General features: G+C 59.4%; 11 protein-coding genes and 1 pseudogene. 1 reads left to right on the forward strand and 11 read right to left on the reverse strand.

The features are described from left to right. From spoIIIAE to BN871_RS19590, 11 genes and pseudogenes are all read right to left on the reverse strand, one after another. Nucleotides 1–892 (reverse strand): stage III sporulation protein AE (spoIIIAE, locus tag BN871_RS19540; RefSeq protein WP_048748438.1); only part of this gene is annotated, 892 nt, incomplete at its 3' end. After that, a pseudogene (spoIIIAD, locus tag BN871_RS19545) lies at nt 880–1,297 on the reverse strand (stage III sporulation protein AD). The gene spoIIIAE and the pseudogene spoIIIAD, both read right to left, overlap by 13 nt. Before the next feature lie 32 nt (nt 1,298–1,329). After that, nucleotides 1,330–1,533, reverse strand: a complete 204-nt coding sequence (gene spoIIIAC / locus BN871_RS19550) for a stage III sporulation protein AC (RefSeq protein ID WP_048748439.1) — start codon at nt 1,531–1,533, stop codon at nt 1,330–1,332. Nucleotides 1,534–1,546: 13 nt separating this feature from the next. Then, complete coding sequence (gene spoIIIAB / locus BN871_RS19555) at nt 1,547–2,065, reverse strand: stage III sporulation protein SpoIIIAB (RefSeq protein WP_048748440.1); 519 nt, start codon at nt 2,063–2,065, stop codon at nt 1,547–1,549. Next, a complete protein-coding gene (spoIIIAA, locus tag BN871_RS19560) occupies nt 2,062–3,069 on the reverse strand; it encodes a stage III sporulation protein AA (protein ID WP_021878238.1) in 1,008 nt (335 codons plus the stop codon). The genes spoIIIAB and spoIIIAA overlap by 4 nt, the downstream gene beginning before the upstream one ends. Nucleotides 3,070–3,168: 99 nt before the next feature. Then, the gene (locus BN871_RS19565) at nt 3,169–3,435 is read right to left on the reverse strand and encodes a YqhV family protein (RefSeq protein ID WP_021878237.1); all 267 of its coding nucleotides are present in this window, start codon (nt 3,433–3,435) and stop codon (nt 3,169–3,171) included. 559 nt (nt 3,436–3,994) lie between these two features. Then, nucleotides 3,995–5,248: an aspartate kinase gene (locus BN871_RS19570; RefSeq protein WP_021878235.1), complete on the reverse strand. Its 1,254-nt coding sequence runs from the start codon at nt 5,246–5,248 to the stop codon at nt 3,995–3,997. Nucleotides 5,249–5,373: 125 nt separating this feature from the next. Beyond that, nucleotides 5,374–5,931: an elongation factor P gene (gene efp / locus BN871_RS19575; protein WP_048748441.1), complete on the reverse strand. Its 558-nt coding sequence runs from the start codon at nt 5,929–5,931 to the stop codon at nt 5,374–5,376. Between the two features lie 109 nt (nt 5,932–6,040). Next, nucleotides 6,041–7,114 (reverse strand): Xaa-Pro peptidase family protein, encoded by a 1,074-nt coding sequence (locus tag BN871_RS19580; RefSeq protein WP_048748442.1) that lies wholly within the window; start codon nt 7,112–7,114, stop codon nt 6,041–6,043. 34 nt (nt 7,115–7,148) lie between these two features. After that, the gene (aroQ, locus tag BN871_RS19585) at nt 7,149–7,604 is read right to left on the reverse strand and encodes a type II 3-dehydroquinate dehydratase (RefSeq protein WP_048748443.1); all 456 of its coding nucleotides are present in this window, start codon (nt 7,602–7,604) and stop codon (nt 7,149–7,151) included. Nucleotides 7,605–7,678: 74 nt separating this feature from the next. Beyond that, nucleotides 7,679–8,218 (reverse strand): YqhR family membrane protein, encoded by a 540-nt coding sequence (locus BN871_RS19590; RefSeq protein ID WP_048748444.1) that lies wholly within the window; start codon nt 8,216–8,218, stop codon nt 7,679–7,681. 217 nt (nt 8,219–8,435) lie between these two features. On the opposite strand from BN871_RS19590, the gene BN871_RS19595 reads away from it, so the two are divergent. Then, complete coding sequence (locus BN871_RS19595) at nt 8,436–9,389, forward strand: DUF1385 domain-containing protein (RefSeq protein WP_021878231.1); 954 nt, start codon at nt 8,436–8,438, stop codon at nt 9,387–9,389. The last annotated feature ends 88 nt before the right edge of the window (nt 9,390–9,477 follow it).

Raw genomic sequence — 9,477 nt, forward strand, 5'->3', positions numbered from 1 at the left:
CCGTCCGCAGCGTCATTCCGTCCGTCACGCTTCCTGCCGCCCCCTGGACCGAGATGACTCCCAGAAAGATGGTCAGCATGACCCCGAGTATTCCCGCGCCAGTCGTCCGCAGCAGATTGGCGAGCTGCGTCACTTTGAAGCGGTCGCTCAAAGAGCTGGCAATATGGAGGACAGCCGAGAAGAAGAAGAGCGGGAAAACGATCGTGTAGATCAGCGTTCCGACCGTGTTGACCATGAAAATGATGACCGGATGAAGAAGAGTGACGGTCGCGACGCTTCCCGTACTGGCAATCAGCGTCAGCAGCAGCGGAATCATCGCCATCATGAACTGGATCATGGACTCGATCGCGTCCCGGGCATATCCGATCGCGACGTGGAAGCTGTTCACCGCAAGCACGATCAGCACCATATAGGCGACCGAGTAGGCGACCTGGCTGACCATGTTCCGCTCGAACGCCGATTGAAGCGTCTGCAGGATGCTGCTGAATATCGCCAGCAGCACGATGGAGACGAGCAGCTTGCCGTTGTAGAGCACCTCATGCAGCAGCATCTTCATCAAGCCGCTCAGCACGGTGCCGAGCTTGAGGCCTTCGCCGCCGGGCGTGATCATCTCGACGAAGCTCGGCATCGATCCGTCCGGAAAATAACCGCCGTACTCCGTGACCAGCTTGTTCCAGTACGCTTCAACCGTATCCGTCCCGTAAGCTTGCGCCTGCTCCTTGGCCAGCTTGTCGTTGAGGTCCGCGGCCGCTTGCGAGCCGTCGTCCTGGCGGGCTGCCTGCAAGGACGGCTCCGCCGGACCGCTTGCCGCCCAAGCCCCCGTTCCCGGCATGGCCAGCCAGATGACGAGACTGATTCCGATTGCCTGAAGCCAGCGCATCAGCAGCCGCATCGCCCCTTCACCCCCCCCGCCGGCAGCAGGCCGACCACGGTCTCCACAATGACGTTGATGATCGGGACGGCCATGACGAGAATCAGCACCTTGCCGGCGAACTCCACCTTCGAGGCCACGCTCTCGGCTCCGGCATCCCGGATGATCTGAGAGGCGAATTCGGCGATATACGCGATTCCGATCATTTTGAGGATCGTCTTCAAGTACACCGAAGGGATGCCGGAGCGTTCGGCCAGCTGCTGCATCGTGCCGATGACGGCATCGATCTTGCCCAGCATCATGAGGAAGATGAATACCCCTGTGAACATGGCGAGCAAAAAAAGCGAACAGCGGCCTCTGCTCTTTGAGCACCAGCATGAGAATCGCGGCGAGCAGCCCGATTCCCGCGATTTGCACAATCTCCATAATCCATTCTCCTGACCCGCGGAATGCCGCCGCTACTGGAACAGGAAGATCGTCTTGATTTCCTGGAACAGCTCGTTGAGCATCCGGACGACCATAAACAGTACGACGACGAATCCGATCAATGTCACCCAGTGCGCCATGTCTTCCTTACCCATCTGCTTAAGCACCGTGTGGATCATGGCCACGATGATGCCGATGCCGGCGATCTGGAAGATGGCGCTGATATCCATGGTCATGTACTCGGCACCCCTAAACCATCAAAATGACGACCAGTGCGGCAATGAGAATGCCTAGCGAGCGGGACAGCTTCTCGTAACGCGCCTGGTCATCCCGGGCACCGTCTTCTTCCGCCTGCATCTGCTGCTGCGCGAGCCGGAGATGCTTCAGCTGATCTTCGCGGTCGCTCATTCCCAGCGTGGAGCCGAGCCGCCTCAGCGTCGCCAGCTCCGTCTTCCGCATCGCGGTGCCCGGCCAGCAGCCGGCCAGCGTTTCTTCCCAGCAGGCTTCGAAAGCGGGGGCATCCGGACTTTCCAGCCTGTCCGAAGTCAGGCGGAAGATGGAAGCGGCCGGTTCCGCCATATGGGCGCCTGTGCGGCGCATCGCTTCCGGAAGCGGCGTGTAGCCGTAGCCGATCTCGGTCTCGAGGCGCTGCAGGCCGTGGATGAGCTCGCGCAGCTGCCTCGGACGCTTGGCGAAGCGGGCCGCCTGCAGAAATCCGATCATCGTGCCGGCAAGCAGGATAAGCACGGCACCGGCTGCCTTGATCATGTTCCCGCCTCCCCCGCAGCACGCGCCGCTGTCGGCTCTCTCGCCGTCGGCGCAGCGTGCTGGAGCGCGACGACCCGAGCTTCGAAGCCGCTCCTGCTCCTCCCGAGAATGACGCAGCGGCTGAACGCCCCGTCATGCAGCAGCTCCCTCAGAATGGGCCTGCCCCTCGCTTCTTCGAGGCTGGAGGCATGGGCGGTCGCCACGACCGCGACTCCGGAATGGGCCGCCTCCCGGACGGCTGCCGCATCCTCCGGCCTGCCGATCTCGTCGGCCATGATGACTTCGGGAGACATGGAGCGGAGCATCATCATCATCCCTTCCGCTTTCGGACAAGCATCCATCACGTCCGTCCTCGGACCGACATCGAAGGAAGGCACCCCTTTGACGGAAGCGGCGATTTCCGACCGCTCGTCCACGATGGCCACCCTTCTCCCCGGCCATCCGGCCATGGCGGTGTCGGGCCAGGCGCCCGAGCTGACGATGCGGGCGAGATCCCTCAGCATCGTCGTCTTGCCCATTCTCGGCGGACCGATCAGCAGCGTGGAATGGATGCTCCGTCTCGCCGCATCCGCCAGCTGCTGCGCCAGCTTGTCTGCCGCGCCGACCGCTTCGCGGGCGATCCGAATGTTGAAGCCGCCGATATCCCGGATCGCCTTGACGTCGCCCCGCTCCAGGACGGTCCGGCCGGCCAATCCTACCCGGTGGCCTCCGGTCACGGTGATGTAGCCCTTCCTGAGCTCTTCCTCCATCGCGTACAGCGAATGCCCGGTCAGCCTGCCGAGCAGCTTGCGGCATAGCTCGCCGGAAGGCCTGAACGCCTGCTGCGGGTTGCTGCTCCATCCGCCGTCCTCCGTCAAAAATCCCGATTTGTCGAGGCTGACGATTTCCAGCGGCCGTTCCTCACGGATTCGAATCTCTTCCAGACCCGCATGCACGGAATCAGGCAGCCGGCGAAGCCGCTCATACAGCTCCGGCGGCAATAGATGCGCAATCAGCTTCAACATTGGCGTTCACTCCTTCCTCCGCATGTCCTATACCCTATTTGTATGCTTGTCAGGACGCATTATGCCGCTTGCTATCAAGAAGGTTCATAGACTTGCAGACTATTTCTTGAAGATCCCGATCAGCAGGCAGCCGATTCCGACCGCGATCCAGGCCAGCTTGGCAGGCGATAGCCTGTCCGACAGTCCGATCAATCCGACCGCCGTCGTCGTCAGCAGAACGACCGGCCCGACGAATGCAAGCGAGGAATTGATGACGAGCGCTTTATCGATCTGATTGAGGCGCAGCATAAGAAGAGCCGCCATAATCTCGATGGAACCCGACAGCAGGCGCAGCGAAGCCATCGTCGCGACAACTTTATTCATCATTCCGACCCCTTCTTTCCATCATCGTATAACCAAGCCTATGCCGGCTTGTCTTCAAATATGGCAAGCCCTATGCTTTGTTGAACATATAGCAGCGCTCGGAGGAGAAAGAAGGCGGCAGCCGTTTCGGAGCCAGCGATTGGAGAGGCTGTATGCGCAGGGAGAATACGGCAAGGGCTGCTTGGAGGCGATTGCGGCGTAGAGCGGAGGACGGATTCTATCCATGATTCCGCGATAGGAAAGAAAGGCGCGGTCTGCGAGGAAGATCTCGAAGCGATAGGGAAGGAAAGAACGGAATCGTTTGGGGAGGGAAAAAGGGGGCATTCAAAGCGTTTGGGAAGGGAAAATTCTAAGCGTTTAGCAAGGAAATTTCCTATTCTATCGATCGGGTTTTCAACAGGGCGGTTCAAGGAAACGGCCATCCGATAGAATCGCAGAGCCGGCAGGCCGCTCCGATCGGGAGACGGATCGGGGCTTGCGCCTCGAGTGCCCGATAAATCCAAAGGTTGAACGCAAAAAACTCCCTCAAGCGGCCGCTTGAGGGAGTTCGGGTTGGCGATGGCTATCGGCGCTCGGAAGGGCCGCCGACAAAAACCTGATCGGCCGTATCGAGGCCGTAAGCCGTATGAAGAGCTCGGACAACATCCTGCAGCGGACCCGACTCGATGACGCAGGACGTTTTGATCTCGGAGGTGCTGACCATCTTGATGCTGACGCCGAGCTCGGCCATCACGCGGAACATCTTGGCCGCAACGCCCGGATTGCTGACCATGCCCGCGCCTACGATGGAAACCTTCACGAGCTCGTCCTCGGAAGTCGTCTCGCGGTAAGGAACGGCGGAACGGTTGCCCTCGATGATGGCAAGAGCCTTGTCGCGGTCGCCCCTGCCGATCGTGAAGCTGAAGTCGGCTTTGCCGCCCATGACTCCGCTCTGCACGATGATATCGACATTGATGCCGCCGTCGGCAAGCGCTCCGAACACGCCTGCAAGCACGCCCGGCACATCCTCGACGCCAAGAATGCTGATGCGGACGACATCCTTGTCGAATGCGATGCCGCTCACTACGATTCCTTGTTCCATGACCGCTTCCTCCTTGACCGTCGTTCCTTCATTGTGGTTGAAGCTGGATCTGACGACCAGCTTCACGTTGTACTGCTTCGCATACTCGACTGCCCTCGGATGCAGCACCGCAGCTCCGAGGTTCGCAAGCTCAAGCATCTCGTCGTAGGAAATCTCGTCCAGCTTGCGCGCGTTCTTGACGACGCGAGGGTCGGTCGAGTAGATGCCGTCCACATCCGTGAAAATCTCGCATACATCGGCCTGCACCGCGGCCGCCAGCGCGACAGCCGTCGTGTCGGAGCCGCCGCGGCCGAGCGTCGTGATCTCCCCGTCCTCCGTCATGCCCTGGAAGCCGGCGACGATGACGATCTGCCCGTCATGGAGCGCCTCGTGGATCTTATCCGGCCGGATATCCGTAATCCGCGCCTTGGCATGGACGCTTTCCGTGCGGATTCCCGCCTGCCATCCCGTCATGGAGACAGCCTGCCGGCCAAGCCCGTGTATCGTCATCGACAGCAGGGCGACCGATATCTGTTCCCCCGTCGTGAGCAGCATATCCATCTCGCGAGCTGGCGGGTTCGGATTCAGCTCCCTGGATTTGTCGATCAAATCATCCGTCGTATCCCCCATCGCGGATACGACGACGACGACCTTATGCCCCGCATCCCTGTTCTCCACAATCCGCCGCGCGACTCTCTGCATCCTTTCCGTCGTGCCGACCGAACTGCCGCCGAACTTCATCACGATCAACGACACCGCTGTTCACTCCCAACCATTAGCTGATTATACAAGTACCGATTATATCACATTCACGCTTTAAAGAGATAGAAGATAAACAAAAAAAAAGGCCGCCCTCCGGCGGCCTTGACAGTGGAATGGAACTACGCGCGGGAAATGTAGCGGCCCTCGCGGGTATCGATCAGCAGCTGGTCGCCTTCGTTGATGAAGAGCGGCACCTGAACCGTGAAGCCGGTTTCGAGCGTTGCGTTCTTCGTAGCGCCTTGAGCCGTGTTGCCTTTCACGCCCGGCTCGGTTTCGGTTACCTTCAGATCCACGCTGTTCGGGATCGAGATGCCGATGATTTCGCCTTTGTAGCTGGAAATGTTGACGTTCATGTTTTCTTTCAGGAAGTTGATTTCCCATTCCAGCTGCTTTTTGTCGAGATTGAACTGGTCGAACGACTCGTTGTCCATGAACGTGTACTCCGTGCCGGAGTTGTACAGGTATTGGACTTCGCGGTTCTCGACATGAGCGCGGCCAAGCGACTCGCCTGCACGGAAGGTTTTCTCCACGATGTTGCCGTTGCGGAGGTTCTTCAGCTTGGAGCGGACGAACGCAGCGCCCTTGCCCGGCTTGACATGCTGGAATTCGATGACGCTGAAAATGTCGGTATCCACTTCGATGGTAAGGCCTGTCTTGAAATCGTTCACTGAAATCACGGGTGATTCCTCCTGTAAATGGGTGATGCGGAAACGACGTTTCCGCTTGGACGCTGCGATGAGGAGACTTAGTGTCCAAAAGCCGAAGCATGACGCTTCGGCTGTCGGGCTAGCTAAGGATAATAAGTTCCTTCGGCGAAGCTGTCAATATTTGAATCCCGTTCTCGGTGATGACGATGTCGTCCTCGATGCGGACGCCTCCAAACCCGGGAATGTAGATGCCGGGTTCCACCGTTACCACCATGCCGGGGGTCAAAACGTTGTCGCTGCGCTTGGACAGGTTCGGCTTCTCATGCACTTCCATGCCGAGGCCATGTCCAAGGCTGTGGCCGAACTGGTCGCCGTAGCCATGCTTGGCGATGACGTCGCGGGCCAGCGCGTCGGCCTCGATGCCGGTCATTCCCGGGCGGATGTTCGCCAGGGCGTGCAGCTGGGCTTCCAGCACGATCTCGTAAATTTCGCGGTGCTTGGCCGAAGGCTCGCCTACGGCGACCGTGCGGGTCAGGTCCGAGCAGTAGCCGTTGTACAAGGCGCCGAAGTCGAGCTTCACGAATTCTTTGCTGCCGATGACGCGTCCGCTCGCGACTCCATGCGGGAGCGCCGAGCGCTCGCCGGAGGCGACGATCGTGTCGAAGCTGGACGATGTCGCGCCGCGGCTTCTCATGAAGACTTCCATTTCAAGCGCGACATCGGATTCCTTCATGCCGGGCTTGATCAGCCCTTTGATATAATCGAAGGTCGCATCGGCCAGATCCGCCGCTTCCTGCATGATCGCCAGCTCCGAGGCGTCCTTGACGGCCCTCAGGCTTTCGATGATGCCGGCTGCGGGCACGAGCTCGATAGAGCCGAGAACCTGTCCCCAGCGGACATAGTTGGAGTAGACCGTATGCTCCTGCTCGAAGCCCAGACGCGTTATGCCCTCCGCAGCGAGCAGCTCGCGGACGGACTCCATATAATCGGCTGCATGCTCGACGATCTCGAACCCTTGCACCTGCTCCGCCGCCTGCTCCGTGTAGCGGAAGTCGGTCAGAAACCAGCTCTTCGAAGACGTGAGCAGCACCCAGCCCGAAGATCCTGTAAACCCGCTTATGTATCGCCGATTGTACGGGCTGCCGACAAGCAGCGCTTCCAATCCCTGTTCTTCCAGCTTGCCCCGCAGCTTCTCCACTCGTTGCTTCGTCATCGCGGCTACCTCCTCTAATCCAATCAAACTGCCTTTAGCTGCCTTGGCCGGACGGCTTGTCCAAATGATTCAGCAAGGCATGCAGCCCAAGCACGTAGCTGTAGGCGCCGAAGCCGGCGATCTGCCCGACGGCGGATGCCGCCGTCACCGACTGGTGCCGGAAGGCTTCCCTCTTGTGGATATTGGACAAATGCAGCTCGATCGACGGCACCGGCACCGAGCCCAGCGCGTCGCGGATCGCATAGCTGTAATGGGTGAAGGCTCCAGGGTTGATCAGAATGCCGTCCACGCTGCCGTAAGCCTCATGGATCCGGTCAATCAATCCGCCCTCATGGTTGGACTGGAAGAAATCCAGCTCCGCGCCGAGCCGGGAAGCCTCCTCGACCATCATATCCTTGATTCCATCCAGCGTCGTCGTTCCGTATACGCCCGGTTCCCGGATTCCCAGCATGTTGAGGTTAGGACCGTTAAGTACGAGAATCTTGCGCATGACCGCACCTCCAAAAGCCAAAAGGCTACTTGCCATTCTACCATAAATGACATGCCCTTGGAAGTGCGTGTCCGTCAGCTTCCTCCCTTCGGCTTGCGCTTCGGCTCGCGCGAGGCTTCGTCCGTGAATTCGAACGCGATCGTGTACCCGATGAACAGCCCCCACACCGCATACAGGCTGAGCTCCGTGAAAATGCTGTTCCAGCCGAGAACCGTGACCGGCTTCACCATTCCGAGAAGCGGACCGAAGGCCAGGAACAGCAGCGTCCACCACAGCAGCCCGTACACAAAGCCCGCCCATGGACCCGGAAAGCGTCCGAGCAGAAGCTTGTACAAATAGGCGGCAAGTATGGAAAAAACGATGAAATGCCCGATGCCGACGGCATGCCCCCAGCCCGTGACGAGGAAGGAGTGCTTGAAAAACGGCTCCGCCAGCATGCCGGGCAGAACCTTGGTGAACCGGAACGTATAGAGAAGCCAATGGGCGAAGCCCCATATCAGCCCGGCCCAAAACCCGAGCTGCAGGCAGTACGTCCATGTATGGGTCGTATGTTTGCCATACTCGCTTTTGTCCATCCCTTTTCCCCGGTTCGATGCTGCCGCTGTCGCGCTCATTTCGATCGCCTCCTTGAAATGTCCGCCTTTAGTATGCGCCAAATTCCATGCCGGCTAACCGTCTTCCAGCTCCGCGTTGGTTCGCGGTTGCCGTGAGAGGCAGTCTGGCATTCCCCATTGCCATCAAGTACAATGGAAACAGGATTCCAGTTCCCCCGCAGGCTGCGACCGAGCCTGAAGCGAGAGGAAGTATGAACAAAGGGAAGGTGAATGTCCGTTGCCAGAAGCGAGCACATCCATTTACGGCGGACAAGCTGTCATTGAAGGCGTCATGTTCGGCGGCCGCAACGTCAATGTCACGGCGGTACGCCGCAAGAACGAAGAAATTACTTTTTACGAAGTTCCGAGCGCAGGCAAGAAGCCCTGGTACCAGCCGCTCAAGAAAATTCCGTTTGTACGCGGAGTTATCGGCATTCTCGAGTCCAGCGCCAAAGGCTCGCAGCATCTGAACTACGCCCTGGAAGCCTATGCCGAGGACCAGCCGGAGGAAGCCGGAGCGGCGAAGGACGAAGTCCCTAAAAAGGAAGGCTGGAGCCTGTCCATGATCGTCGGCGTCGCCGTCGCGGGAGTAATCAGCTTCGCCGCCGGCAAGCTTATCTTCACCCTCGTGCCTGCTGTTTTGGAAAGCTGGCTGTTCAGCCACATGTTCACCGGCGTGTTCCTGCACAACCTGATCGAAGGCGGAATCAAGATCATTCTGCTTCTGGCTTACCTGTACCTGATTTCCCTGACTCCGCTCGTCAAGCGCCTGTTCCAGTACCATGGCGCCGAGCACAAGGTCATCAGCGCCTACGAGGACGGAGCGGAGCTGACGGTCCGCAACGTCCAGAAGTATACCCGCCTGCATTACCGCTGCGGCAGCAGCTTCATCATTTTCTCCGTTATCGTCGGCGTCATCGTCTATTCCTTCTTCAGTTGGGATAACTTATGGGAGAGGATCTACATTCGCATCCTTCTCCTTCCCGTCGTGCTCGGCGCATCCTATGAGGTGCTGCGCTGGACAAACGCCCTGCGCGACGTTCCGGTGCTGCGCTATCTCGGCTATCCCGGGCTGTGGCTGCAGCTGCTGACGACGAAGGAGCCGACGGACGACCAGGTCGAAGTATCCATCGCCTCCTTCAACCGGATGCGCGAGCTCGAGCGGGAAGTCAACGTACAACCGGCTGTCTGACCGACAGGCAAGTCCTCGGAGAGCAGCGTCTTGAGCCTGGCCGTGTCGATGGACGTGCCGCTGCCGATGATCCGCTCCCGCGGCAGGC

This window comes from Paenibacillus sp. P22, assembly GCF_000469945.2.
Classification (GTDB): domain Bacteria; phylum Bacillota; class Bacilli; order Paenibacillales; family Paenibacillaceae; genus Paenibacillus_O; species Paenibacillus_O humicus.

Excerpts from the sequence above, each read along its gene's own strand:
- spoIIIAC (WP_048748439.1), bottom strand. The coding sequence starts at position 1,533 with ATGACCATGGATATCAGCGCCATCTTCCAGATCGCCGGCATCGGCATC.
- spoIIIAB (WP_048748440.1), bottom strand. The coding sequence starts at position 2,065 with ATGATCAAGGCAGCCGGTGCCGTGCTTATCCTGCTTGCCGGCACGATG.
- spoIIIAA (WP_021878238.1), bottom strand. The coding sequence starts at position 3,069 with ATGTTGAAGCTGATTGCGCATCTATTGCCGCCGGAGCTGTATGAGCGG.
- BN871_RS19565 (WP_021878237.1), bottom strand. The coding sequence starts at position 3,435 with ATGATGAATAAAGTTGTCGCGACGATGGCTTCGCTGCGCCTGCTGTCG.
- BN871_RS19580 (WP_048748442.1), bottom strand. The coding sequence starts at position 7,114 with ATGACGAAGCAACGAGTGGAGAAGCTGCGGGGCAAGCTGGAAGAACAG.
- aroQ (WP_048748443.1), bottom strand. The coding sequence starts at position 7,604 with ATGCGCAAGATTCTCGTACTTAACGGTCCTAACCTCAACATGCTGGGA.
- BN871_RS19590 (WP_048748444.1), bottom strand. The coding sequence starts at position 8,218 with ATGAGCGCGACAGCGGCAGCATCGAACCGGGGAAAAGGGATGGACAAA.